Source organism: Streptomyces sp. NPDC001401, from assembly GCF_042895385.1.
Classification (GTDB): domain Bacteria; phylum Actinomycetota; class Actinomycetes; order Streptomycetales; family Streptomycetaceae; genus Streptomyces.
Window position 1 is genome coordinate 303,613 of sequence record NZ_JBIAWI010000003.1, and the last position, 25,284, is coordinate 328,896.

25 protein-coding genes are annotated in these 25,284 nt (G+C 69.8%); 8 read left to right on the forward strand and 17 right to left on the reverse strand.

Features of this window, described 5'->3' with window-relative positions; genetic code table 11:
- Positions 1-183: 183 nt before the first annotated feature.
- From ACFY10_RS13355 to ACFY10_RS13365, 3 genes are read left to right on the forward strand one after another with little or no spacing between them, the layout of a single operon-like run.
- Positions 184-1,257 carry a Rieske 2Fe-2S domain-containing protein gene (locus tag ACFY10_RS13355; protein WP_390665204.1) on the forward strand — a complete coding sequence of 358 codons (1,074 nt, stop codon included), beginning with the start codon at positions 184-186 and terminating at the stop codon, positions 1,255-1,257.
- Complete coding sequence (locus ACFY10_RS13360) at positions 1,254-1,433, forward strand: hypothetical protein (protein ID WP_390665205.1); 180 nt, start codon at positions 1,254-1,256, stop codon at positions 1,431-1,433. Before ACFY10_RS13355 ends, ACFY10_RS13360 begins: the two co-directional genes overlap by 4 nt.
- On the forward strand, positions 1,430-2,365 hold the full coding sequence (locus ACFY10_RS13365) for a PDR/VanB family oxidoreductase (RefSeq protein ID WP_390665206.1): 936 nt from the start codon (positions 1,430-1,432) through the stop codon (positions 2,363-2,365). Before ACFY10_RS13360 ends, ACFY10_RS13365 begins: the two co-directional genes overlap by 4 nt.
- On the opposite strand, the gene ACFY10_RS13370 is transcribed toward ACFY10_RS13365, so the two are convergent.
- The gene (locus ACFY10_RS13370; protein WP_390665562.1) at positions 2,280-3,131 is read right to left on the reverse strand and encodes an IclR family transcriptional regulator C-terminal domain-containing protein; all 852 of its coding nucleotides are present in this window, start codon (positions 3,129-3,131) and stop codon (positions 2,280-2,282) included. The genes ACFY10_RS13365 and ACFY10_RS13370 overlap by 86 nt on opposite strands.
- 156 nt (positions 3,132-3,287) lie before the next feature.
- Between ACFY10_RS13370 and ACFY10_RS13375 the strand changes: the two genes are divergently transcribed.
- From ACFY10_RS13375 to ACFY10_RS13390, 4 genes are read left to right on the forward strand one after another with little or no spacing between them, the layout of a single operon-like run.
- Positions 3,288-4,256 carry an ABC transporter substrate-binding protein gene (locus tag ACFY10_RS13375; protein WP_390665207.1) on the forward strand — a complete coding sequence of 323 codons (969 nt, stop codon included), beginning with the start codon at positions 3,288-3,290 and terminating at the stop codon, positions 4,254-4,256.
- Complete coding sequence (locus ACFY10_RS13380; RefSeq protein ID WP_390665208.1) at positions 4,253-5,026, forward strand: ABC transporter permease; 774 nt, start codon at positions 4,253-4,255, stop codon at positions 5,024-5,026. Before ACFY10_RS13375 ends, ACFY10_RS13380 begins: the two co-directional genes overlap by 4 nt.
- Positions 5,023-5,799, forward strand: coding sequence for an ABC transporter permease (locus tag ACFY10_RS13385; protein WP_390665209.1), 777 nt, complete (start codon positions 5,023-5,025; stop codon positions 5,797-5,799). The genes ACFY10_RS13380 and ACFY10_RS13385 overlap by 4 nt, the downstream gene beginning before the upstream one ends.
- Before the next feature lie 24 nt (positions 5,800-5,823).
- Positions 5,824-6,645 carry an ABC transporter ATP-binding protein gene (locus ACFY10_RS13390; RefSeq protein WP_390665210.1) on the forward strand — a complete coding sequence of 274 codons (822 nt, stop codon included), beginning with the start codon at positions 5,824-5,826 and terminating at the stop codon, positions 6,643-6,645.
- On the opposite strand, the gene ACFY10_RS13395 is transcribed toward ACFY10_RS13390, so the two are convergent.
- The 16 genes from ACFY10_RS13395 to ACFY10_RS13470 form a co-directional block, all read right to left on the reverse strand.
- Complete coding sequence (locus ACFY10_RS13395; protein ID WP_390665211.1) at positions 6,614-8,758, reverse strand: discoidin domain-containing protein; 2,145 nt, start codon at positions 8,756-8,758, stop codon at positions 6,614-6,616. The two genes, ACFY10_RS13390 and ACFY10_RS13395, sit on opposite strands and share 32 nt — an antisense overlap.
- A gap of 87 nt (positions 8,759-8,845) precedes the next feature.
- Entirely contained in the window at positions 8,846-10,465 is a 1,620-nt protein-coding gene (locus ACFY10_RS13400) for a glycoside hydrolase family 13 protein (RefSeq protein WP_390665212.1), read from the reverse strand.
- A gap of 42 nt (positions 10,466-10,507) precedes the next feature.
- Positions 10,508-11,386 (reverse strand): carbohydrate ABC transporter permease, encoded by an 879-nt coding sequence (locus ACFY10_RS13405; protein ID WP_390665213.1) that lies wholly within the window; start codon positions 11,384-11,386, stop codon positions 10,508-10,510.
- A complete protein-coding gene (locus tag ACFY10_RS13410; protein WP_390665214.1) occupies positions 11,383-12,339 on the reverse strand; it encodes a carbohydrate ABC transporter permease in 957 nt (318 codons plus the stop codon). Before ACFY10_RS13410 ends, ACFY10_RS13405 begins: the two co-directional genes overlap by 4 nt.
- A 5-nt stretch (positions 12,340-12,344) precedes the next feature.
- The gene (locus tag ACFY10_RS13415; RefSeq protein ID WP_390665215.1) at positions 12,345-13,688 is read right to left on the reverse strand and encodes an ABC transporter substrate-binding protein; all 1,344 of its coding nucleotides are present in this window, start codon (positions 13,686-13,688) and stop codon (positions 12,345-12,347) included.
- 110 nt (positions 13,689-13,798) lie between these two features.
- Positions 13,799-14,794 carry a LacI family DNA-binding transcriptional regulator gene (locus ACFY10_RS13420; RefSeq protein WP_390665216.1) on the reverse strand — a complete coding sequence of 332 codons (996 nt, stop codon included), beginning with the start codon at positions 14,792-14,794 and terminating at the stop codon, positions 13,799-13,801.
- Between the two features lie 46 nt (positions 14,795-14,840).
- Positions 14,841-15,521: a GntR family transcriptional regulator gene (locus tag ACFY10_RS13425; RefSeq protein ID WP_390665217.1), complete on the reverse strand. Its 681-nt coding sequence runs from the start codon at positions 15,519-15,521 to the stop codon at positions 14,841-14,843.
- A 41-nt stretch (positions 15,522-15,562) separates the two neighbouring features.
- Positions 15,563-16,564 (reverse strand): proline racemase family protein, encoded by a 1,002-nt coding sequence (locus tag ACFY10_RS13430; RefSeq protein WP_390665218.1) that lies wholly within the window; start codon positions 16,562-16,564, stop codon positions 15,563-15,565.
- Positions 16,565-16,580: 16 nt separating this feature from the next.
- Complete coding sequence (locus tag ACFY10_RS13435; RefSeq protein ID WP_390665219.1) at positions 16,581-17,471, reverse strand: dihydrodipicolinate synthase family protein; 891 nt, start codon at positions 17,469-17,471, stop codon at positions 16,581-16,583.
- Positions 17,468-18,877, reverse strand: coding sequence for an NAD(P)/FAD-dependent oxidoreductase (locus ACFY10_RS13440; protein ID WP_390665220.1), 1,410 nt, complete (start codon positions 18,875-18,877; stop codon positions 17,468-17,470). Before ACFY10_RS13440 ends, ACFY10_RS13435 begins: the two co-directional genes overlap by 4 nt.
- Positions 18,870-19,172, reverse strand: coding sequence for a (2Fe-2S)-binding protein (locus ACFY10_RS13445; protein ID WP_390665221.1), 303 nt, complete (start codon positions 19,170-19,172; stop codon positions 18,870-18,872). The genes ACFY10_RS13440 and ACFY10_RS13445 overlap by 8 nt, the downstream gene beginning before the upstream one ends.
- Positions 19,169-20,320, reverse strand: a complete 1,152-nt coding sequence (locus ACFY10_RS13450) for an NAD(P)/FAD-dependent oxidoreductase (protein WP_390665222.1) — start codon at positions 20,318-20,320, stop codon at positions 19,169-19,171. Before ACFY10_RS13450 ends, ACFY10_RS13445 begins: the two co-directional genes overlap by 4 nt.
- Before the next feature lie 69 nt (positions 20,321-20,389).
- Positions 20,390-21,205 (reverse strand): ABC transporter permease, encoded by an 816-nt coding sequence (locus ACFY10_RS13455; protein WP_390665223.1) that lies wholly within the window; start codon positions 21,203-21,205, stop codon positions 20,390-20,392.
- A 50-nt stretch (positions 21,206-21,255) separates the two neighbouring features.
- Positions 21,256-22,149, reverse strand: coding sequence for an ABC transporter permease (locus ACFY10_RS13460; protein WP_390665224.1), 894 nt, complete (start codon positions 22,147-22,149; stop codon positions 21,256-21,258).
- Positions 22,150-22,154: 5 nt separating this feature from the next.
- Positions 22,155-23,354: an ABC transporter substrate-binding protein gene (locus ACFY10_RS13465; protein WP_390665225.1), complete on the reverse strand. Its 1,200-nt coding sequence runs from the start codon at positions 23,352-23,354 to the stop codon at positions 22,155-22,157.
- A 26-nt stretch (positions 23,355-23,380) separates the two neighbouring features.
- Positions 23,381-24,418 (reverse strand): ABC transporter ATP-binding protein, encoded by a 1,038-nt coding sequence (locus ACFY10_RS13470; protein WP_390665226.1) that lies wholly within the window; start codon positions 24,416-24,418, stop codon positions 23,381-23,383.
- A 136-nt stretch (positions 24,419-24,554) separates the two neighbouring features.
- On the opposite strand from ACFY10_RS13470, the gene ACFY10_RS13475 reads away from it, so the two are divergent.
- Positions 24,555-25,280, forward strand: a complete 726-nt coding sequence (locus ACFY10_RS13475) for a FadR/GntR family transcriptional regulator (protein WP_390665563.1) — start codon at positions 24,555-24,557, stop codon at positions 25,278-25,280.
- Positions 25,281-25,284 lie beyond the last annotated feature (4 nt).

Sequence of the window (25,284 nt, forward strand, 5' to 3'; positions counted from 1 at the left end):
GGCACACCGCCCGGGCCCTGCCGGTGACCGCCCATCGGCCGAGGTCGAGCACCAAGGCGTATCCAGATCAACCCTCTGACCAGGCCCTTTACATCGAACCTTCCGTGAGGCGGAAGCCGTATTGCGCCCCCGTGACGCCCTTCCCGACGATGTCGCCATCACCCAACGACGGGAGCCGCAGCCATGCCGCACACGACGAGTTTCGCCAGGAACCAGTGGTACGTCGCCGCCTACAGCCACGAGGTCGGGCGCGAGGAGCTGCTCGGCCGGACGATCCTCGGTGAACCGCTCGTGTTCTACCGGACGGAGGAGGACGGGTCGCCGGTCGCGCTCGCCGACCGCTGTGTGCACCGCCGCTTCCCGCTGCACGAGAAGCCCAGCCGGCTGGACGGCGACAAGCTCGTGTGCGGCTACCACGGGTTCACGTACGACACGACGGGTACCTGCGTGTACGTGCCGGGGCAGAAGCGCATCCCGCGCACCGCCCGTGTCGCCTCCTACCCGGTGGTCGAGCTGGACTCGCTGGTGTGGGTGTGGATCGGCGACCCGGCGCTCGCCGATGCGCAGACCATCCCGCGGGCCCGGCACCTCGATGCGCCCGGCTGGGTCACCGTCCGCGGTATGGAGCCCATCGACGCCGACTACGGGCTGCTGGTCGACAACCTCCTCGACCTGTCCCACGAGACGTATCTGCACGGCGGTTACATCGGCACCCCCGAGGTCGCGGAGACACCGATCACCACCGAGGTCGACGAGGGGGCGGGCATCGTCCGGGTGAGCCGGCACATGGACGACGCCGAGTGCCCGCCGTTCTACGCCAACTCCACCGGCATCTCGGGCCGGATCACGCGCTGGCAGGACATCGAGTACCACGCGCCCTGCCTGTATCTGCTGCACAGCCGTATCGCACCGGTGGGCGTCCTGCCGGAGGCCGACGGCAGCGACCCGGGCGGCTTCCACACCGAGATCACGTACGCGATCACGCCGTCGACGGACGGCAAGGTGTACGACTTCTGGGCCGTCTCGCGGGACTGGGCGACGGAGGACGCCGAGGTCACCGAGTTCATGCGGAGCAACAACCACACCGTGGTCATGCAGGACGTGGTCGCGCTCAATCTGCTGCACAAGACGCTCGGCACCGAACGCACCGGCTACCAGGAGCTGAGCATCAACATCGACACCGGTGGCCTGGCCGCCCGCCGTATCCTCGCCCGGCTGGTCGAGGAGGGCGACAAGCCGGTGGAGAAGGTCCTGTGAGCAGCCCCACCGGCGAGATCTACCGCATCGACTGGCTGCCGGGCACCGACATCCTGCACGGCACCTGCCACTGCGGCGCCGAGCAGAGCGCCCAGGATCCGATCGAGATGTGGGAGTGGATGCTCGGCCACCCCGAAGGACACTCCCCCAGCGCGCCCCGAGGGAACAGCTCATGACCGTGTACGAAGCCGAACTCGTCGTCGACCAGCGGGAGTTCGCGGCCGACGGAGTGCTCGCCCTCACCCTGCGCCACCCGCTCGGCGAGGAGTTGCCGGCCTGGGAGCCGGGCGCCCATGTCGACGTCGTGCTCGGGCCGGAGCTGGAGCGGCAGTACTCGCTGTGCGGCGATCCCGCGGACCGTTCGGTGTGGCGGATCGCCGTGCTGCGCGAGCCGGACGGGCGCGGTGGATCCGCCCATGTGCACGAGCAGTTGGGGCGCGGGGACAAGGTGCGGGTGCGCGGGCCGCGGAACCACTTCCGGCTGGAGACCGCACCTCGGTACCGGTTCATCGCCGGCGGGATCGGCATCACGCCGATCCTGCCCATGCTGGCCGCCGCCGAGGCCGCAGGTGCCGAGTGGACGCTGCTGTACGGCGGTCGTACCCGCAACTCCATTGCTTTCACCGAGGAGTTGGGGCGGTACGGGGAACGGGTGACCGTCGCCCCGCAGGACGAGACCGGGCTCCTCGACCTCGGCTCCGTGCTGGACGAGCTGCCCGAGGGCACGCTCGTCTACTGCTGCGGTCCCGGACCGCTGCTGGACGCGGTGGAGGAGCGGTGTCCGGCCGAGCGGCTGCGGGTCGAGCGGTTCTCGCCGAAGGCCCAAGAGGTCGGCGAGAACAGTGAGTTCGAGGTCGAGCTGGCGCAGAGCGGCCGTACGGTGGCGGTCGCGGCGGACGTCTCCGTGCTGGACGCCGTGCGTGCCGCCGGGGTCGAGGTGCTGTTCTCCTGCACCGAGGGGACCTGCGGCACCTGCGAGACCGATGTCCTCGACGGCACCCCGGAGCACCGGGACTCGGTGCTCAGCGACGAGGAACGGCAGAGCGGGGAGACGATGATGATCTGTGTGTCCCGCTGCCGTGGGAAGAAGCTCGTGCTGGACCTGTGACCGCGAGGTCGGCGTCGATGCGGGCGACCGTCGCGAGCAGGTGCGGCAGCAGGTCGCGGCGGATCGATTCGACGGAGTTGCGGCCCGCCGGGACGGCGATGTTGACGGCCGCGACCACCTCGCCGTCCCGGCCCCGCACCGGGGCGGCGACCGACCTCAGCCCCTCCTCCAGCTCCTGGTCGACGACGGCGTACCCCTGACGCAGCACCCGGCCCAGTTCGGCCCGCAGGGCCGGTGCCGACACGATGGTGCTGTCCGTCAGGGGGCGCAGCTGTGTGCGGGTGAGCCGGTCGTCGATCTCCGCGTCCGGGAGGTGCGCCATCAACACCCGCCCCACCGAGGTCAGATGGGCCGGGAAGCGGGTGCCCACAGTGATCGTCGCGGACATGATGCGGCGGGTCGGGACCCGGGCGACGTAGACGATGTCGTCCCCGTCGAGGACGCACAGCGACGACGACTCCCTCACCTGCGCGACGAGTTGCTCCAGATGCGGTTCGGCGATCTGCGGCAGGGTGACGCTGGAGAGGTAGGAGTAGCCGAGTTCGAGCACCCGCGGGGTGAGGCGGAAGAGCCGGCCGTCCTGGTGGACGTAGCCGAGGTCGGCCAGGGTCAGCAGCAGGCGGCGGGCGGCGGCGCGGGTCAGGTCGCAGCTGTCGGCGACCTCGCTCAGCGTGCGGGCGGGATGCTCGGCGTCGAAGGAGCGGATGACGGCGAGGCCCCGCTCGAAGGACCTGACGAAGTGTGGTGGACGGGCTCCCGCCGGCATCGCCACCTCCAAAAGTGTCAACAATGTTGTCGGCGAACCCATTGACCGGACCCGTTGCGGCTTCTACCTTCCCGCTCAGCAAGTCCGCGCACTACTGTGCGCCTTGCGCACAACCTGTCGGAACACCGCTGCACCGTTCTCTGCACAGGAGGAGCCATGCGCCGTCTGTTCGCCGGTCTCACCGCCGGCGCCTTCCTGCTCGTCGCGACGGCCTGTGGCTCGTCCGGCGGGAGTTCGCCGAAAGCGGGCGCGTCGTCCGGGGGCATCACCACGGTCAAGGTCGGGCTCATCCCGATCGTCGATGTCGCGCCCCTCTACCTCGGCGAGAAGAAGGGCTTCTACGAGAAGCAGGGCCTGAAGCTGTCGCCGACGCTCGCTTCCGGCGGGGCCGCCATCGTGCCCGCCGTGGCCTCCGGCCAGTACCAGTTCGGCTTCTCCAACGTGTTCTCGCTGATGCTCGCCCAGTCCAACGACGTGCCCGTGAAGGCGATCTCCAACGGCGTCGCCTCAACCGGCGTGCAGGGCAAGGACTTCGGGGCGACCCTGGTGAAGAAGGACAGCTCGATCAAGACGGCGAAGGATCTCGAGGGCAAGAAGGTCGCCGTCAACACGCTCAAGAACATCGTCGAGTTGTCGGTGCGGGCATCGGTGAAGAAGGCGGGCGGCGACCCGGACAAGGTGAAGTTCGTCGAGATCCCCTTCGACCAGATGCCCGCCGCGCTGGACAAGGGCCAGGTCGACGCCGCCATGGCCGTCGAGCCCGCGCTCACCACCATCAAGAACCAGGGCGGCCGCGAGATCGCCTCGCCGCTGGTCGACGTGGCGCCCGACCTCACCGTGGCGATGTACTTCACGTCGACGCAGTACGCGCAGCAGAACCCGGAGGTGGTGAAGAAGTTCCAGACGGCCACCGCCCAGTCCCTCGCCTACGCGGACGCCCACCCGGACGAGGTCCGTCAGATCGTCACCACGTACACGAAGGTCCCCGCCTCGGTGCTGGCCAAGGTGACCCTGCCCAAGTGGCCGGCCGAGGCGAACCGTTCCTCGATCGACGCGCAGGAGAAACTGGGCCAGGAGTTCGGCTTCTTCAAGAAGGCTCCCGACCTGGACACGCTGCTGCCATGAAGGGTGCGAACGCCGCACTCGGTGCGGCCGGCCTCGCGGCCTTCCTCGCCCTGGGCGAGGCGGTGCCGCGGCTCGGCCTCGTCAAGGAGGACTACTTCCCGCCGACCAGCCGTATCGCCTCGGCCCTGTGGGACGAGGTCACCGACGGCACGTTCTGGTCGGCGCTCGGCGACACCCTCACCGGCTGGGCCATCGGCCTGGCGATCGCGGTCGGCGCGGGGATCGTCGTGGGCGTGGTCCTGTCCGTCGTGCCGTACCTGCGCGAGGCGACGGCCTCGACGATCGAGTTCCTGCGCCCGATCCCCTCGGTCGCCCTGATCCCCCTGGCAGTGCTGTTGTACGGCACCGAACTCAAGTCGGTGCTGCTGCTCGTCGTGTACGCGTCCTTCTGGCAGGTGCTGATCCAGACCCTGTACGGCGTCCAGGACGTCGACCCGGTCGCCGAGGAGACGGCACGCTCGTACGGCCTCGGCACCTGGGCGCGCGTGCGCCATGTGCTGTGGCCGACCGCGCTGCCGTACGTCATGACGGGCGTGCGGCTCGCCGCGGCGGTGGCGCTGATCCTCGCCGTCACCGCCGAACTGGTCATCGGCGCACCGGGGTTGGGGCAGCAGATCGCGGTCGCGCAGACCTCGCAGGCGGTGCCCGAGCTGTACGCGCTGATCGTGGTCGCCGGACTGCTGGGACTGCTGATCAACGTCGGCGCGCGCACGGTGGAGCGGCGGGCGCTGGCCTGGCACCAGTCGGTGCGCGGGGAGGTGATGGTGTGAGGCACGCAGTCGTCCGGCTGTTCTTCGTCCTCGCCCTGCCCGTGGTGCTGGTCGCCGTCTGGTGGGTCGCGTCGGACGGCAGCACCGACCCGTTCTGGCCGCCGCTGCGGACGATCCTGCAGACCTTCCCGGACGTCTGGACCGCCGACCGACTGCGCACGGACGTACTGCCGAGCATCCTGCGGCTCGCGGCGGGTTGTGCCACGGCGGCCGTCGTCGGCATCGCACTCGGCACGGTCATCGGCTCCTACCGGCGGGTGCGCGCGTTCTGCGAGCCGGTCCTGGAGTTCCTGCGCGCGGTGCCGCCCCCGGTCCTCGTCCCGGTCATCATGCTGTTCGCGGGCATCGGCGACACGATGAAGATCGTCGTGATCGCCGGCGGCTGCGTCTGGCCGGTCCTGCTCAACACGGTGGAGGGCGTGCGCGCGGTCGACCCGGTCATGCTGGAAACCGCCCGCTCCTACGGCATCACGGGCCTCGCCCGGCTGCGCAGCCTGGTCCTGCGCTCGGCGAGCCCGCAGATCTTCGCGGGCCTGCGCCAGGCTCTCTCCATCGGCATCATCCTGATGGTCATCAGTGAGATGTTCGCGGCCAGCAACGGCATCGGCTTCACCGTCGTCCAGTTCCAGCGCAGCTTCGCGATCCCCGACATGTGGACCGGGATCCTCGTCCTCGGCCTGCTCGGCTTCCTGCTCTCCGTCGTCTTCCAGGTCGTCGAGCGCCGGGTGCTCGCCTGGTACCACGGCCTGCGCGCGTCCACCCGGCGGTCCTGAGTGAACATCGTGGAAGGGCGATCCATGCAGGCGCTTCTCTCCGTATCCGGTCTGAAGAAGGTCTACGAGGGATCGGGCCGCCGCGTCGAGGCGGTCCGCGACCTCACCTTCACGGTGGAGGCGGGCGAACTCGTATGCCTGGTCGGCCCGTCGGGCTGCGGCAAGACGACGCTGCTGAAGTGCGTGGGCGGACTGCTCGCCCCCACGGCCGGCCAGGTGCTGCTCGCGGACAAGCCGGTGAGCGGGCCGCCTCCCGGCATGGCGTTCGTCTTCCAGGAGTACGGGCGCAGTCTCTTCCCCTGGATGCGGGTCGCCGAGAACATCGAACTCCCCCTGAAACAGAAGGACTTGAGCAAGGCGCGACGCAGGGAGCTGGTCGCGGACGCTCTGGAGTCGGTCGGGCTGACGGACGCTGCGGGGGCGTACCCGTGGCAGCTGTCCGGCGGTATGCAGCAGCGCGTCGCCATCGCCCGGGCGCTCGCCTACGAGCCCGACGTCCTGCTGATGGACGAGCCGTTCGCGGCGGTCGACGCGCAGACCCGCGCCGATCTGGAGGACCTGGTACGGCGGCTGTGGCGGGAGCGCGGGATGACGATCCTGTTCGTCACCCATGACATCGACGAGGCGGTCTACCTCGGCGAACGGGTGGTCGTTCTCTCCGCCTCCCCCACCGTCGTACAGGAACAGCTGAAGGTCGATCTGCCCGACGAGCGGGACCAGTTGCACACCCGGGTGGCCCCGCGCTTCGCCGAGCTGCGGACCCATGTGTACGAGCAGATCCAGGCGGCGAAGCGCGGCACCCCGCGGGACGCGGTCACGAAGTCAGATACGCCTCCACCTCGCTGAACTGCCCGGCCGGCCAACCCGTGTTGGCGCTGACGGACAGCCGCAGATAGCGCAGGTTGGTGCCGGCGGGCAGGGAGACGGCAGCCGTGTTGCCGGTCGCCGGATCGAAGCGGTAGCCGGTGGAGCCCACGACGGTCGAGTAGGTCGAACCATCGGTGCTGCCCAGCACGGTGATGGTCTGTGTGCGTGCGCCCCAGGCGGTCGACGGCGGCAGCTTCAGCACCAGCCGGCGCACGGCCTGCGCCGAGCCCAGGTCGACCGTCCAGGACTGCGGGAAGGCGTTGTTGGTCGACTCCCAGTAGGTGTTCGCGTCGCTGTCGACCGCCTTGCCGGGCGTGTAGACGTCCTGCGAGCCGGTCGCGGTGGCCTGGCGGCCCTTGGCGAGGTTGCGGGCCGGGTCGGGGTCGGGGTTGCCCTGGCCGGGCTGCGGCCAGGTCGAGCAGTCGTCCCAGGTGCTGCTCCAGCCGGAGTTGCCGCCGCCGTCGGTGAGGGTGAAGGTGCCGGAGCCGCTCGGGTAGGGGCAGTTGTAGATGCCGGCCGCGCCGACCCCGGTGGCCTGGACGTTGCTGAACTTCGCCGAGCCCTGTGTCTCCGCCTGGACGACGACCGTACCGGTGTTCTTCACGGTCGCGCCGCTGACGGTGATGTTGCCGGCCGGGTAGCCGTGCCCGCCCCCGGAGACGAACTCGAAAGCGCTGTACGGGCTGTCGGTGACGGTCGTGTTGGTGATGTTGACGGTCGCGTTGATGGCGCTGTCGTAGGAGTCGACGCGCAACGCGCCCATCGGGTGGTTCCAGTTGGGGTTCATCGCGCCGGTGCGCACGAGCGTGTTGCCGTCGACGGTGATCGTGCCGGCCAGCGGGGAGAAGGGGTCGAGGAACTTCTGGTTGGAGATCGCGATGCCGCTGCCGAGGGCGTTGGTGTCGGCGACCAGGTTGTTCTTCACGGCGATGTCGGTGCCGCCGTAGACCGCGATGCCGTTGGCGAGGTTGGGCTGCGAGATGGTGTTGTTCTCGAAGCTGCTGTCGGTGTCCGGCGCGTACAGCGACCACATGGCGAGCGCGTCGTCGCCCTGGTTGCGCAGGAAGTTGTTCCGGACGCGGACGCCGCGGGCGTTGCCGTTGAGGTTGAGGCCGTCTGCGGTGGTGTCGAGGATGCGGTTGTTCTCGACGACCAGGTTGTCGTTGTTGCCCATCAGCCAGAGGCCGACCTTCAGGTGCTGCAGCCACATGCCGGACACCGAACTGTTCGGCCCCAGCGAGCCGTTGACGAAGTTGTCCGGGTTGGAGTCGACGCGCTCGGTGACCTCGCCGATCACCGCGAAGTCCTTGATGTGCACGCCCCCTGAGGAGCTGGACTGGTCGATGAAGCGGGAGGTGTGCACGACGGAGTACCAGCTGCCTGCGCCCTGGAGCGTGACGTTCTGGATTCCGCTGAGCGAGGAGGTCAGCCTGTAGTCGCCCGGCGGGATCCAGACCACTCCCCCTTGCGCGGCGGAGATCGCGTCCCGGAAGGCCTGCGTGGAGTCGGCGTTGCCGCTGGGGTCGGCGCCCTTGGAGGTGACCGAGACCGAGCCGGCCGGCTGGCCGGCGGCCGCGGCGACCTGCTCGAAGTCGGCCACGTCCACGGTGACTTGAGTACCCGTCGACTCGAAGGCGACCTTGTCCCCCGCCTGCAGGTTCTGACCGAGCAGCATCCGGGCGTTGTCGAAGAAGTGGTGGGTCTTCGCGCCGGGGATCCAACCGGTGTCGATGTACGAGTACTTGGACGTGACGGCGAGGGTCTTGGCGATCTTCTGGCCGTTGACGTACACGTCGAGTGCGCCGGACTGGCCGTCCGGGACGCTGTAGGCGAGGTTCACGGCGTTGGTCGCACTCGGCACGGTGAACTCGACACGCTGACCGGAGGCGAGGCGCACGGCCTGGCGCCCGGACGCCTCGGAGGCAAGGGTGCCCTGGGTGTAGTCGGGGCCGATCTTGGTGCCGGTGGTGGTCGCCGACTCGGCCTCGACCGAGGTGAAGGGCAGGGTGGCGCCGGAGGCCGCGTGCGCGGCGGGGGCGAGGGTGACGAGCATGCCGGCGGAGAGGGCGACGACTGCGCCGATCACTGGCATGGGCCTGACAGGTCTGGTCCTGTGCATGTGCTGATCCCTTCGGGGTGGGGGTGCGGGGATAGCGGGGTGTTGCGGTCGGGTGTGGTCTCAGGCACGCAGCCAGACCGCGGTGTCCTTCGGCAGGCGGCCGTCACTGGCCAACGGACCACTGGCGAGGATCAGTTGAGTGTGGGGAGGCAGGCTGGCGGGGGTCTCCGCGAGGTTGACCACGCACAGGACGGCGCCCTCGGCACGGGCGAAGGCGAGGACGCCGTCGGGTGCGGGCAGCCAGGTGAGCGGGCCGACGCCGAAGACGGGGCGGATCGTGATCGCCATGCGGTAGAGGCTCAGCATCGAGCCGGGGTCCTCGGCCTGGCGGTCGACCGCGTACGACGCCCAGTCCTCGGGCAGCGGCAGCCACGGCTCCTCGCGCGAGCCGAAACCCGCGTACGGCGCGGCCGCCGCCCAGGGCAGCGGCACCCGGCAGCCGTCGCGTCCCGGGTCGGTGCCGTTCGACCGGAAGTGCATCGGATCTTGTATGCGGTCGACGGGGATGTCGGCCTCGGGCAGGCCCAGCTCCTCGCCCTGGTAGACGTAGACGGCTCCGGGCAGGGCCAGCGACAGCAGGGCGGCCGCGCGGGCGCGCCGGGTGCCGAGGGCGAGGTCGGTCGGGGTGCCGAAGGCCTTGGTGGCGAAGTCGAAGCCGGTGTCGGTACGGCCGTAGCGGGTGACCGTGCGGGTGACGTCGTGGTTGCACAGCACCCAGGTGGCGGGGGCACCCACGGGTGCGTGCTCGGCGAGCGTCTCGTCGATGGACGTACGCAGCCCGTCGGCGTCCCAGGGGCAGGTCATGAAGGCGAAGTTGAAGGCCGTGTGGAGTTCGTCGGGGCGCAGATAGCGGGCGAAGCGCTCGGCGTCCGGCAGCCAGACCTCGCCGACGAACACTCCGTCGTACTCGTCGGACACGGCCCGCCAGGAACGGTAGATGTCGTGGAGTTCGTCGCGGTCGACGAAGGGGCTGGGGTCGCGGCCCTGGACGAAGTCCGGCAGCTGCGGGTCCTTGGCGAGCAGCGCCGCCGAGTCGATCCGGACGCCCGCCACGCCGCGCTCGAACCAGAACCGCAGGATGTCCTCGTGCTCCTGGCGGACGGCAGGATGCGCCCAGTTGAGGTCGGGCTGCTGCGGCGTGAACAGGTGCAGGTACCAGTCGCCGTCGGGCAGCCGCGTCCACACGGGCTCGGTGGAACCCACGAACTGGGACGGCCAGTCGTTGGGCGGGAGTTCACCGTCCGGGCCGCGTCCGGGCCGGAAGTGGAACAGTGCGCGCTCGGGGCTGCCGGGTCCGGCGGCGAGCGCGGCCCGGAACCACGGGTGCTGGTCGGAGACGTGGTTGGGCACGATGTCGACGATGGTGCGGATGCCCAGCTCCCCGGCCTCGGCGATCAGCTTCTCAGCCTCGGCGAGCGTGCCGAAGGCCGGGTCGACGGCGCGGTAGTCGGCGACGTCGTAGCCGCCGTCCTTCATCGGCGACAGATACCAGGGGGTGAACCACAGGGCGTCCACGCCGAGTTCGGCGAGGTGGGGCAGTCGCGAGCGGACGCCTGCGAGGTCGCCGGTGCCGTCGCCGTCGCCGTCCGCGAAGCTGCGGACGTAGACCTGGTAGATGACTGCGGAGCGCCACCAGTCGCGGTCCTTCGGCTGCTTGAGGGCATGGGTGGGCTGTCCCACTGAGCTTCCCTTTCTGTAGAACGGGAGAACGGGGCGGCTGCGTCAGCCCTTGGTGCTGCCCGCGCTGATCCCGGCGATGATGTGCCGCTGGAAGAGCAGGAACAGGGCGACCATCGGGATGCTGGCGATCACCATCGCGGCGATGAGCACCGTCAGTTGGATGTTCTGCGACAGCTGGACGAGGGCCACGCTGATCGGCTGTTTGCCGGTGTCGGAGAAGACCATCAGCGGCCACAGGAAGTCCTGCCACACGGCGACCAGCGCGAAGATCGACACGACTCCCAGGACCGGCCGCGACATGGGCAGCACGATCGACCACAGGGTGCGCAGCCTCCCGGCGCCGTCGATCTCCGCGGCCTCCAGGACGTCTCGCGGAAGCTGGTCGAAGAACCGCTTGAGCAGGTACAGGTTGAAGGCGTTGGCGACGGCGGGCAGCCAGATGGCGAGGGGGTCGTTGAGCAGGCTGGTGTGGATCAGGGGGAGGTCGGCGACGGTCAGGTACTTCGGTACGACGAGGGCCTGGGCCGGGACCATGAGAGTGGCGAGGATGCCGCCGAGGATCAACTTGCCGAAGGCGGGCCGCAGTTTGGACAGGGCGTAGGCGGCGGCCGTGCAGAAGACCAGCTGGAACGCCCAGGCGCCGGCCGCCTGGACCACCGTGTTCCACAGGTGCTGCGGCAGCTCCATGAGGTCCCAGGCGTCGGTGTAGCCGCCCAGGCGCCAGTGCTCGGGGATGAGCGTCGGCGGGGTCTTTGCCACCTCGTCCGGCGGCTTCATCGCACCGGTCACCATCCAGTAGACGGGGAACAGGAAGGCGAGCGCGAACAGGACGAGGACGACGGTGAACACCGTCCAGTACACGGCCCTCCCGCGCGGACGGGCGAGCGTCGCCGGGGAGACGAGGGTGCGGGTGGCGCTCATGCGTCCTCCTCTCCGGAGCGGGTGAGGCGCAGGTATACGGCGGAGAAGGCGCCCAGCAGCACGAGGAGCATGACGCTGAGCGCGCAGGCGCCGCCGAAGTCGTTGTAGAGGAAGGCGTACTTGTAGATCAGGTAGAGGACGGTGACCGTGGCGTTCTCCGGTCCGCCGCCAGTGATCACGAACGGTTCGGTGAAGACCTGCATCGTGGCGATGATCTGCAGGAGCATCAACATGAGGATGACGAAGCGCGTCTGAGGGATCGTCACGTGCCGGATGCGCTGGAGGAGGTTCGCGCCGTCCAGTTCGGCGGCCTCGTACAGCTCGCCGGGGATGGACTGGAGGGCGGCCAGGTAGATCAGGACGGTGCCGCCCATGTTGGCCCAAGTGGCCACGAGGACAAGGGAGATGAGCGCGGTGTCGGCGCCGTTGGACCAGTTCGAGGTGGGCAGGTGCAGGAAGCGCAGCGCCTCGTTGGCGAGGCCGGCTCCGGGGTCGTAGAACCACTTCCACAGCAGTGCGCTGACCACCGGCGGGATCATCACCGGCAGATAGACCACGACTCTGAAGAAGGCCTTCGCGTGGCGGAGTTCGTTGAGGACGAGGGCCATCACGAAGGGGATCGCGAAGCCGATGAGCAGGGCGAGCAGGGTGAAGGTGAGGGTGTTGCGCCAGGCCGCGGTGAACTCGGGGTCGTGCCAGACGCGGGTGAAGTTGGCGGTGCCGACCCACTCGGGCGGTGAGCCCGGCGTGTACTTCTGGAAGGCGATCACGACGGCGCGGATCGCCGGGTACCAGGAGAACAGGGCGAAGCAGACGAGGCCTCCGAGGAGGAAGGCGTAGGCACGGGCCTGGTCGGCGAGGCGGCGCCGCCCCCGGTCCCCTGCCGGGGGCGGCGCCTGGACCGGATGGACGGCGACCTTGCCGACTGGTTGCCGCTCGGCCGTCTTCGTCATGTGCGTCAGCCCCGCGCCAGGATGCTGTCGATCTTGCCGGAGGCGTCCTTGAGCAGCTGGTCGATGTCGGCGTCCTTCTTGGTGAGGACGGCGGAGACGGTGCCGTCGAGGACGGAGTAGATCTGCTGGGCGTCCGGCGGCTCGATCTTCAGCTGGAGGGTGTGGTTGCCGTCGAGGAAGGGCTGGTAGTTCTCCACCGGCACATTGGCGTTGGCCTTCTTGACCTGCTGGTCCTTGGCGTCGGCGGTGCCGGTGAACAGGCGCGGCTCGGGCAGTCCGACCGGGGCGTCCGCCTTCTTGGCGCGGGCGTAGTCGCCGAGGAAGCCCGTGCCCGGGGTGAGGAACATGTGGTCGAGCCACTTCAGGCCGGCGCGGATCTGGGCGGGCGTGTCGTGCTTGTTGAACATGTAGCCGTCGCCGCCGATGAGCGTGCCCTTGCCGCCGGGCATCGGACCGAGGGCGAGGTCCTTGTAGTTGCCGCCCTTCTCCTTCACCAGGATCGGGATGTTGTCCGGGGCGGAGAGGTACATGCCGAGCTTGCCCGAACCCATCATCTGCTGGACGTCGTTGATGACGAGGAGCTGCTTGCTGCCCATGGAGTTGTCGCTCCAGCGCATGTCGTGCAGGTTCTGCAGGACCGCATGCCCCTCGGGTGTGTCGATGGTGGCCTGCTTGCCGTCGGCGCTCACGACGTCGCCGCCCTGGGAGTACAGCTCGGCGGTGAAGTGCCAGCCTCCTTGGTTCTGGGCGCTGTAGTCGGCGTATCCGACGGTGCCGCCCCCGAGAGCGGCGATCTTCTTGGCGTCGGCGCGGACCTCGTCCCAGGTGGCCGGGGACTGGTCGGGGTCGAGGCCGGCCTTCTCGAAGAGCTTGCGGTTGTAGATCAGACCCATCGAGTAGCCGGTGCGCGGGATGCCGTAGATCTTCCCGTCGACGGTGTAGATGTCGCGCAGCTGCTTCTGGAGGGTGCCGTAGCTCTTCAACGCCTTGATGTACGGGGTGAGATCGGCCGCCTGGTGGATGTCGACGACGTGCCCGGCGTCGGTGAAGTACGTGTAGAAGACGTCCTCCATCTGCCCGCCGGCGAGCTTGGCGTCGAAGGTCTTCGGGTCCTGGCAGGGGAACGCGTCGTGCGCGACGACGTCGACGTCCGGGTTCTGCTTCTCGAAGGAGGCGACGTCCTGCTCGAAGAACCCGCGGTCGACCTTGGCGCTTTTGGGCGGCTCGCAGTTGACCGTGATGCGGGTCTTGCCGCTCGCCGAGTCGTCGTCATTCGACCCGCAGGCGGTGAGGGCAAGAGAGCAGACGCTGAGCGCGACGAACGTACGGCGGAACCCGGTGCTTCTCATCTGTGGACCCCTCTGGGCAGGAGCGGTGGGCGCCGCACACTCAAGCACCGGCGACATCTGTCCGCAAGATGTCGCGCGCAATCTGTAATTATTTGACAGTCGGGTGGATCTCAGGGACGAGACGTTTGAGCGGTCGACCCGCGGACCACCAACTCGGGCTCGAACAGCAGCTCTTCAGGCGCTACGGAACTGCCGTTGATCTGCGCGTTCAGCAACTCGACGGCTGCCCTCCCCATGGCCTCGATGGGCTGGCGGACGGTCGTCAGCGGGGGCTCGGTGCAGTTCATGAACGCGGAGTCGTCGTAGCCGACGACCGAGACCTGCGCGGGGACGCCGAGCCCCTTGCGGCGCGCGGCCCTGATCGCGCCGAGCGCCAGGGGGTCGCTGGCGCAGATGATGCCCGTGACACCCCGGTCGATGAGCCGGGAGGCCGCCGCATGTCCGCCCTCGATCGAGAACATGGCCCGGGCCACGCGCTCGTCCGGCAGGTCCCCGAGAGCCCGCGCGGCAGCCAGCTTGCGCGCCGACGGCACATGGTCGCCCGGTCCCAGCACCAGCCCGATCCGCTCGTGTCCGAGCGAGGTGAGATGCCGCCAGGCCTGCTCCACCGCCACCGCGTCGTCGCAGGAGACGCCGGGGAAGCCGAGGTCGTCGATGGACGCGTTGACCAGTACCACCGGGATGTTGCGCTCGGCGAGCCGGCGGTAGTGGTCGTGCGGGGCGTCGGCCTGGGCGTACAGGCCACCGGCGAAGACGACGCCGGAGACCTGCTGTTGCAGCAGCAGCTCCACATAGTCGGCCTCGGAGACGCCGCCCTTGGTCTGCGTGCACAGCACCGGAGTCAGGCCGAGCTGGGCGAGCGCCCCGCCGATCACCTCGGCGAACGCCGGGAAGATGGGGTTCTGCAGCTCGGGCAGTACAAGGCCGACGAGCCGCGCGCGCTCGCCGCGCAGCTGCGTGGGCCGCTCGTAGCCGAGGACGTCCAGGGCACTCAGCACCGCCTGCCGGGTGGGCTCCGAGACCCCGGGCTTGCCGTTCAGCACCCGGCTGACCGTGGCCTCACTGACCCCGACCTTCTTCGCCACCTCAGCAAGTCGTCGCGTCATGCGCGCAAGAATAACGCAAGAAACGCAAGCGGCTTGCGTAGATGCGTCATTCTTCTCTGCCGGCCGCCCACAGACCGCGGACGTGCCCGAGGTGCCGGGTCATCACCTCACGCACGGCCTCGGTGTCGCGCGCGAGCAGCGCATCGAGGAGTTCGAGGTGTTCCTCGGCGGAGGCCTGCAGCTGCTTCGCCTCGATCAGAGCGGTCAGTCCGTACAGCCGTGAACGCTGCCGCAAGTCCCGTACGACCTCCACCAGATGGTCGTTGCCGGCCAGGGCGAGCAGGCCGAGGTGGAAGTGCAGGTCGGCCTCGACGTAGTCGAGGAGATTGCCTCTCGTGGCGGAGGTGACGATCTCCACGGCCAGCGGGCGGAGCGCCTCCAGGTCGTCGAGGTCGGCGGTGGTCGCGAGGCCGACGGTCGTCGGGATCTCGATCAGGGAGCGGATGTGGGTGTACTCGTCGAGCTCCTTCTCGGAGACCTCGGTGACCCGGAATCCCTTGTTCGGGACGATCTCGACCATGCCGTCCTTCACCAGCTCGAGCATCGCCTCGCGCACCGGAGTCGCGGAGACACCCAGCCGGGGGGCGAGGGCCGGCGCCGAGTACACCTGGCCGGGGCGCAGCTCACCGGAGACCAGGGCGGCCCGCAGCACGTCCACGACCTTTTCCCGGAAGTTGGGCTTCCTGCCGCCGAGCGAGGGAATGGCAGGGCGTTGCTGCTGGGCCATGGTGATCGTCCTCCTAGGGTCACCGGACATTATCGGGTCGCCTACAACACGAATCCCGCAGGGAAGGGATCCTCCGGGTCCAGCAGATACTGGGCGGTTCCGGTGATCCAGGCGCGGCCGGTGAAGCTGGGCAGCACGGCGGGACGGCCCGCGACCTCGGTGGTGCCGAGGAGACGGCCGGTGAAGCGGGTGCCGATGAACGACTCGTTGACGAACTCGGTGTGCAGGGGGAGTTCGCCGCGCGCGTGCAGCTGGGCCATGCGCGCGCTCGTCCCGGTGCCGCAGGGTGAGCGGTCGAACCAGCCGGGGTGGATCGCCATCGCGTGCCGGGAGCGGCGGGCGTTGGAACCGGGGGCGTAGAGGTGGACGTGGTGGCAGCCGCGGATGGACGGGTCCTCGGGGTGGACGGGCTCGTCCTCGGCGTTGATGGCGTCCATGAGGGCCAGGCCCGCGGCGAGGATGTCGTCCTTGCGGGAGCGGTCGAAGGGAAGGCCGAACTGGTCCAGCGGGAGGATGGCGTAGAAGTTGCCGCCGTATGCCATGTCATATGTTACTGACCGTCCGTCAGCCAACACCGCCTTGCGGTCGAGCCCGACCGCGAACGACGGCACGTTCCTCAGCGTCACCGACCTGGCCGCGCCGCCCTCCACCGCCACCTCGGCGACCACGACTCCGGCCGGGGTGTCCAGGCGGATGGTGGTGACCGGTTCGACGACCTCGACCATGCCGGTCTCGACGAGCACGGTCGCGACGCCGATCGTGCCGTGCCCGCACATCGGCAGATAGCCGGACACCTCGATGTAGACGACGCCCCAGTCGCAGTCGGCCCGGGCCGGCGGCTGGAGGATCGCGCCGCTCATCGCGGAGTGCCCGCGCGGCTCGTTCATCAGCAACTGCTTGATGTCGTCACGGTGTTCGCGGAAGTACAGCCGCCGCTCGTTCATCGTCGCACCGGGGATGGTCCCGATCCCACCGGTGATCACCCGGGTGGGCATGCCCTCGGTGTGCGAGTCGACGGCGTGCAGGACGAGTCTGCTGCGCATGGTCCTCGGTCCTCCGTTATACGAGTCCGGCGGCGACGGCCTTCTCGGTGGCCGCGCGGACGGCCGCCTCCTGTTCGGGCAGCAGCGGCATACGGGGCGGCCGGACCGGGCCCCCGTGCCGCCCGACGATGTCCATGGACAGCTTGATCGCCTGCACGAACTCCACCCGGGAGTCCCACCGCAACAACGGGTGCAGCTGCCGGTAGAGCCGGTTCGCGGTGACCAGGTCTCCCTCGACTGCCGCGTGGTACAGCTCCACGCTCGCGGCGGGCAGGGCGTTCGGGTAGCCGGCCACCCAGCCCTTCGCACCCGCGATCGCGAGTTCCAGCAGGACGTCGTCGGCGCCGATCAACAGGTCGAGTTCCGGGGCGAGTTCGGCGATCCGGTAGGCGCGGCGGACGTCCCCGGAGAACTCCTTGACGGCGCGGATGTACCCCTCCCCGTGCAACTTCGCGAGGAGTTCCGGTACGAGGTCGACCTTGGTGTCGATCGGGTTGTTGTACGCCACGACCGGCACCCCTGCCTTCGCGACCTCCGCGTAGTGGGCGAGCACCGAACGCTCGTCCGCGCGGTAGGCGTTGGGCGGCAGCAGCATCACCGCGTGGCAGCCGGCGTCACGGGCCTGCTCGGCCCAGCGGCGGGACTCCGCGGAGCCGTACGCGGCCACGCCGGGCATGACGCGCTGCCCGCCGATCGCACCGACCGCCGTCTCCACGACCTTGGCGCGCTCCTCGGGGGTGAGCACCTGGTACTCCCCCAGCGAGCCGTTGGGGACGACGCCGTCGCAGCCGTTCTCGACGAGCCAGGCGCAGTGCTCGGCGTACTGGTCGTGGTTCACGGACAGGTCGTCGTTCAGCGGCAGCGCGGTGGCGACGAGGACGCCGCGCCAGGGACGGTGGTCGGTCATGAGGATCCTCTCTCGGTGGGGTGAGCGTGCTCGCGGGCGAGGACGCCGAGCGGCACGGGCCGTGCGAACGGCCTTCTGGACGGGGCGAGTTCGCACCCGGCGAGCCCGGCGACCGCGGGTGCGCACATCCGGCCCTGGCACCAGCCCATGCCGGCCCGGGTCAGCAGCTTCACGGTGCGTACGTCGCCGGCGCCGAGTTCCGCGACGGCCTCGCGGACGGCGCCCGCGGTGACCTCCTCGCAGCGGCACACGACGGTGTCGTCGGTGGCCTGCTCGCTCCAGTGGGCGGGCGGGGTGTACACGGAGTCGAGCGCGGCGGCGAACTCCCGTAGCCGGGTACGGGTCCTGGCGGCCGCGGCCCACTCGCGCGGGTCCGGTGCGCGGCCCGCGAGGCGTGCTGCCGCCGAGCGTCCGGCGATGTGGCCCTCGGCGAGCGCGAGGGCCGAGCCGCCGATGCCGGTGGTCTCGCCCGCGGCCCAGACGCCGGGCACGTCGGTGCGCTGCTCGTCGTCGACGTGGACGTTCATCGCGTCGAGGCGGCAGCCGAGGGTTTCGGCGAGGTCGGTGTGCGGGAGCATGCCGTGGCCGACGGCGAGGGTGTCGCAGGGGATGCGCCGCCCGGTGCCGGGCCGGACCCGCCCTTCGCCGTCGAGGGCGGCAACCGTCACCGCCTCCAGGCGTTCGGTGCCGTGCGCCTCGACGACGTTGTGCCGGGTGAGGGTGCGTACGCGGTGGCGGGCCAACTGGGCGGCGTACCGGGCCCCTTCGGCGAGCTTGCCGGGCTGTGCCGCCAGCGCCCGGGTCCGCCGTACGAACGCCCGGGGGTCGGCGGACTCCACGAGCGCCGCCACTTCCACTCCGGCCGCCGCGAGGCCGGTCGCGACCGGCAGGAGCAGCGGTCCGGTGCCGGCGACCACGGCGGTACGTCCGGACACCGCGAGGGTTCCCTTGAGCATGGCCTGGGCGCCGCCCGCGGAAAGGACGCCGGGGAGGGTCCAGCCGGGGAAGGGCAGCACCTTCTCGTAGCCGCCGGTGGCCAGGAGCACGGCGTCGGCGTGCACGGCCACCGGGTCCTCCTGCTCGGGGCCGAGCAGGGCGTGCACGGTGAACCGGTCCGCGTGCCGCTCGACGAACCAGACGTGATGGTCCGTCAAGTGCGTTGCTGTGCCTGCCCTTACGTGTGTGTCCAGGCCGTCCCGCAGCCGCTCCCACGTCCGCCAGTCATGGTGCAGCGCCTGGGGGCGGTGCGCGCGCAGTTCGGCGGCGGGCTGCCGGTAGAACTGGCCGCCCGCCTGCCCGGCAGAGTCGACGAGCGTGACCCGGACACCGTGCGCCGCGGCGGCCACGGTCGCGGCCAGGCCCGCCGGGCCCGCACCGATGACGGCGAGGTGGGGTCGGTCAGTCATCGTGGCCGGTCCCCTCCTGGGTGCGGATCGCGTCGCCCGGCTGCAGGGGAACCAGGCAAGCCCGCCTGCCCGGGCGGTCGTTGACGGTGACCAGGCAGTCGAAGCAGACGCCGATCCCGCAGAAGACGCCGCGCGGGCGGCCCGCGCCCCGAGTGGTGCGCCACGATGTGACGCCCACCGCCCAGAGCGCGGCGGCGACCGTCTGGCCGGGCAGCGCCTCGATCTCGCGGCCGTCCAGCGTGACCGTGAAGGCCGGGCGCGGGTGGGCCTGTGCCAGGTCCAGGGGGGAGCTCACGGCGCCTCCTCGGGGAAGCGGTCGGGTCGGAACGGGTCCAGGTCCAGGTCGGGTGTCTTCGCGGTCAGGGTCTGGGCGATCAGGTGCCCGGTGCCGGTGGCGAGCCCGATGCCCGCGCCCTCGTGTCCGCAGGCGTGGAAGAGGCCGGGGACCCTGGGGTCGGGGCCGATGGCGGGCAGATGGTCGGGCATGTACGGGCGGAAGCCGGCGTAGGAGCGGATGGCGTGGACGTCGGCGAGGAAAGGGAACAGGCGGGTCGCGCCCGCCGCGAGGGCCCGCAGGGCGGGCAGCGAGAACGAGCGGTCGAAGCCGACCCGTTCGCGGCTCGCGCCGATCAGGATCGGTCCCGCCGCCGTGCCCTCCACGACCGGCGAGGTCTGCAGCGCGGCCGAGTCGCTGGCCACGTCGGCCACGTAGTCGGCGGCGTACACCTTGTGGTGGACCATGCGCGGGAGCGGTTCGGTGACGAGGACGAAGCCGCGCCGCGGGAGAACGGGCAGGCTCGTGCCCGCGAGCGCGGCGAGGTCGGCACCCCAGGTGCCGGCCGCGTTGACCACCGCCGGGGTGTGGATGTCGCCTTTGTCGGTGCGAACTCCCAGCACAGTGCCGTCCGCCCTGTGCAGGACGCCGGTCACCGTGCGGCCGGTGAACAGGCGGGCGCCGGAGGCCCGGACGAGGTGGGCGGCGGCCAGGGCGGGCATGACCTGGGAGTCCTGCGGGTAGTGGACGGCGCCGGGCAGGCCGGGGGCGAGATGGGGTTCGAGGGCGTACAACGCGTCGCCCGCGACGGGTTCGGCGACGACTCCGGCCGCCCGCTGCTCGCCGGCGAAGCGCTCCAGCGCGGTGAGGCTGCCGGGGGAGGTGGCCACCACGACGCCGCCCTTGGCCTCGTACTCGATGGCCTCCCCGAACTCCTGCGCCAGTTCGGCCCACAGGCGGTTGGAGAGGAGTGCGAGGTCGAGCTCCGGGCCGGGCTCCTTGTCGGAGACGAGGAGGTTGCCTTCTCCCGCACCGGTGGTGCCGCCGGCCACGGGGCCGCGGTCCACGACGATGACGTCCAGGCCGGCGCGGGAGGCGTACAGGGCGCAGGCGGCGCCTGTCATGCCGGCTCCGACGACCATGACGTCGCAGGTCAGTGGCTGACTCACGTCAGTACTATGTCACATATCACTGAGGCTGGGAACAGGGCGCGAGCGCCCTTCACCCACGAGCGCCCGTCACACGCGACTACCCGTCGCCGTATCCGCCGACAGCCGCTGAGCGACGTAGATCGGTATGACGGAGAGCAGGACGAGCACGGCCGCCACCACGTTCACCACCGGCGCCTGCTGCGGGCGGGTCATGTTGTTGAAGATCCAGATGGGGAGCGTCTCGATGCCGGGCCCGGCGGTGAAGGTCGTCACCACGATCTCGTCGAAGGAGAGCGCGAAGGCGAGCAGTCCGCCCGCGAACAGCGCCGAGCGCACCAGCGGGAAGGTGACGTCGGCGAAGGCCCGGAAGGTGTTGGCACCCAGGTCCATCGCCGCTTCCTCGTACGAGCCGGCGGTGCGGCGCAGCCGGGCGACGACGTTGTTGAAGACGACGACGATGCAGAAGGTGGCGTGTCCGACGACCACCGTGAACAGGCCGAGGCCCACGCCGAGCGGCGCAAGGACCGTACCGAAGGCCGAGTTGAGGGCGATGCCCGTGACGATTCCGGGCAGGGCGATCGGCAGGACGACCACGAAGGAGATGGCGTCGCGGCCGAAGAACCGGTGCCGGGCGACGGCGAAGGCGATCAGAGTGCCCAGGACCAGGGCGATGGCGGTGGCGCCGAGGCCCGCCTTGACGGAGACCCAGAGGGCTTCCCTCGCACCGGAGTTCTGCCAGGCGACGGACCACCAGTGGAGGGTGAGGGAGGGCGGTGGCCAGCTCGCACTGCGGTCAGGGTTGAGGGAGTTGACGAGGACGAGCAGCAGTGGCACGTAGATGACGGCGAAGCCGAGGCCGGCGGCGATGCGCAGCGCGATACGCGCGGATCGGGAGAGTGGCATGTGACATAGCACCCCCTTTCAGAGGCTCAGAAACGCAGGGATTCAGGGACTCAGAGGCTGCTCAGTGCACCTGTACGACGCATCGCCAGCAGATACACCACGATGACGACGACCGGCACGGTGCCGAGCGCTGCCGCCATCGGCAGGTTGAGTTCGATGTTGGAGTAGACGACGTTGCCGATCAGCTGGGTCTTGCCGCCGACGATCTGCACGGTGATGTAGTCGCCGAGACTCAGCGAGAAGGTGAAGATCGACCCGGCGGCGACGGACGGCAGCACCATCGGCAGCACCACCGACCGGAAGGTCCGCCAGCCCCGCGCGCCCAAGTCGGCGGACGCATCGACCAAATTGGCGGGCAGCTGCTCCAACGCCGTGTGGATCGGCAGGATCATGTACGGCAGCCACAGGTACGTCAGTGTCAGCACCGTGGCCGGCAGGCCGAACCCCGGCCCGCTCAGCCCGAACGGCTTCAGCATCCAGTCCGCGAGCCCGCCTTCGGACAGGATCAGCCGCCACGCATACACCTTCACCAGATAGCTGGCCCACAGCGGCGTGAGGATGGCGACCACCAGCAGCGGCCGCCACCTCGGCCCGGCCACGCGCGCGGTGTAGAAGGCGAGCGGGAAGGCGATCACCGCGCACAGGGCGGTGACGGCCAGAGCCACGCCCACGCTTCGCAGGATCACCTGACGGAACACCGGTGTCGTGAACAACTCGCGGAAGTTGTCGGTCGACCAGACCTTCACGACCTCGGAGGTGAAGGAGTTGGTGGTCCAGAACGCGGAGACGAACAGCACGGCGAGCGAGCCGAGATAGAGCACGGCCAGCCACAGCAGCGGGGCGGCCAGCAGCAGGGTCAGCCGGAGCCGGGGACGGCGGTGCAGCGCCCCGGCGAGCCGCCGGACGGTGCCCCGCCCGCCGGCTCGCTCGACAGCGACGGTCATCCGGCTCAGCCCTTGATCTCGGTCCAGGCCTGGACCCACTTGGCGTACGGCACGCACTTGACGTCGGTCCGGCCGTCGAGGCACTGCTCGATGGGCGTGTTCCAGAAGGCGATGTTCTTCCAGTAGCTCTCGTCGGCCGCGTGGTAGGTGGTGCAGAAGTTCTTGTCCGAAGTCAGTTCGCAGGCCTTGGAGTTGGCGGGCGCCTCGCCGAAGTACTCGGCGACCTGGGCGTTGACCTTCGGGGAGACGATCCAGTTCAGCCATTTGTAGGCGCAGTTGGGGTGCTTGGCCTTGGCCGAGACCATCCAGGTGTCGGACCAGCCGGTCGAACCCTCCTTGGGCACGAAGGCCTTGACCTTGGCGCCCTCGCCGGCGGCCAGGTTGGCGATGACCTGCCAGGTGGTGCCGACGACGGAGTCGCCGCTCTTGAAGGCGGAGATCTCCTTGAGGTAGTCGCTCCAGTACTCGCCGATGTCCGCGTTCTGCTTCTTCAGCAGGGCGACAGCGGCGTCGAACTGCTTCTGGTCGAGCGCGTACGGGTCCTTGATCTTCAACTCGGGCTTGGTGGCCTTGAGATACAGCGCGGCGTCGGCGATGTAGATCGGCGAGTCGTACGCAGTGACGTGACCCTTGTACTTGGCGGCGCCGTCGAAGACCGCGGACCAGGAGGTCGGCGCGGGCGTGACCTTCTGTGTGTTGTACATCAGCAGGTTGGCGCCGCGGCCGTGCGGGATGCCGTACATCTGGCCCTTGACGGAGTTCCAGCTGCCGTTCTTCAGGCCGCTGAAGATGTCCTTGTAGTTGGGTACGAGCTTGGTGTTGACGGGTGCGGCGTCGCCCGACGCTATGAGGCGCAGGGATGCGTCGCCGGAGGCGGAGACGGCGTCGTACTCGCCGGTCTTCATCAGCTTGACCATCTCGTCGGAGCTGGCGGCGACCTTGGAGTTGACCTGGCAGCCGGTCTGCTTCTGGAAGTCGCTGACCCAGTCGACCTTGGGGTCGTTGGAGCCGTCCTCGACATAGCCGGCCCAGGCGATCAGGTTGACCTTGCCCTCGGTCTTGCCGAGTTTCGTGGGCGCCTTGAGATCAGGGGGGTTGAGGCCGGTGGCCGAGGAGCCGCCGTTGCCGGAGGACGAGCAGGCGGTGGCGGCGAGGAGCAGGGCGGCTGCGGAAGCCGCGACCTGGAGCGTTCGGGTGGGGCGCACGTCGTTCTCCCTACGGGACAAGGGCTTCAGCGGGTGTCGGGGACCTGGACGGTGTGGCGGCGGTGCCATTGCAGTCGCACCCGGGTGCCGCGGTAGGCGGCGACGTCCTCGGCGGAGGTCTCCAGGTTCTGCTGGAGTGCGGTGAGGCGGCCGCCGGCGTCGAGGTCGACCAGGAAGCGGGTGGCGTCCCCGAGGTAGACGACCTCGGCGACGGTGCCGGTGGCGGTGGTGTGGTCCGGCTGGTCGGCCTCCGCGGACTCCTTCAGGACGCGGATCTTCTCGGGGCGGATGCTGTAGATGCCGGGGCTGCCGACGACGCGCTGGGCGGACTCGCCCTCGAGCAGGTTCGAGGTGCCGACGAAGGAGGCGACGAAGGGGGTCGCGGGGCGTTCGTAGATCTCGGCGGGGGTGCCGACCTGCTGGATGCGGCCCTGGTCGAAGACGGCGATGCGGTCGCTCATCGTCAGGGCCTCCTGCTGGTCGTGGGTGACGAAGACGAAGGTGATGCCGACCTCGCGCTGGAGCTCCTTGAGCTCGACCTGCATCTGCTCGCGCAGCTTGAGGTCGAGGGCGCCGAGCGGTTCGTCGAGCAGCAGCACACGGGGGCGGCCGACCAGGGCACGGGCGAGGGCGACGCGCTGGCGCTGGCCGCCGGAGAGCTGGGCGGGGCGCCGCTTGCCGAAGCCTTCGAGGCGGACCTCGGAGAGGGCCTTGCGGGCGCGGACGAGGCGTTCGGCCTTGGGCACCCTGCGGATCTTGAGGGCGTAGGCGACGTTCTGCTCGACGGTCATGTGCGGGAACAGCGCGTAGTCCTGGAAGACGGTGTGCACGTCCCGCTCGAAGGGGGCGAGGCCGGTGACCTCCTGGCCGGCCAGTTCGATCCGGCCCGCGGTGGGGATCTCGAACCCGGCGATCATGCGCAGGACGGTGGTCTTGCCGGAGCCGGAGGGGCCGAGCATCGAGAAGAACTCGCCGTCCCGGATCTCCAGGTCGATCCCGGCCACGGCGGTCGTCTCCCCGAACGACTTCCGCAGATCCTGCAGCCGGATCGCAATTCCCTCCATGGACGGGAACCTTTCTGGCGTTCTCGTACGTTGCTACGTTGCACGGAAAGATATGAAGTCATAGTTCAAAGCTCAAGGCCCCCTTAGGGTAAAGCTTGAGTCAACGCACAAGGTGGTGGCCGTGAAGCAGCAGCAGATGAACGGCGGCGCCCGCAGAGCCGTCTTCACCCCGGTGGACAGCCGGGCGCGCGTCGACGCCGTGGTCCGCCGGATCGGCGACGCCATCGAGCTCGGGCTGCTCGCCGACGGCGAGCAGCTGCCCGGCGAGAGCGAGCTGGCCGGGCAGCTCGGGGTGTCCACGGTGACCCTGCGCGAGGCCCTGATGGCCCTTCGCCAGCAGGGCCTGCTCACCACCCGCCGGGGCCGCGGCGGCGGCTCCTTCGTGTCCCTGCCCGAGGTCCCCGGCGAGGAGCGGCTCAAGGTGCGTCTGCGCGGCTGGAGCACCGAGGAGCTGCGCGACCTCGGCGACCACTGGGCCGCCCTGTCGGGCACGGCGGCCCGGCTCGCCGCCGAGCGCACCGAGCCGGACGACCTCGTACAACTCAGGCGTACGGCCGAGGAGTTGGAGCAGGCGGCGGACGCGGCGGCCCGCAGTCGTGTCTACGGCCGCTTCCATGTGGAGCTGGCCGCCGCCGCGCAGTCGGCGCGCCTCACCCGGGAACAGGTGGCGCTGCAGACCGAGATCGGGGCGCTGCTGTGTCTTGTGCTCGGGGACGACACATATCGTGAAGAGGTGGCGGACCGTCACCGCTCCGTAATCTCGGCCGTGCAGGATGGGGCCCACCAAACGGCCAGGGAACTGGCCGAGCGGTGCGTCCAGGACTCCACGGCGCGGCTCATCGCCCTGCGCCTGACCCTGTAGCGCC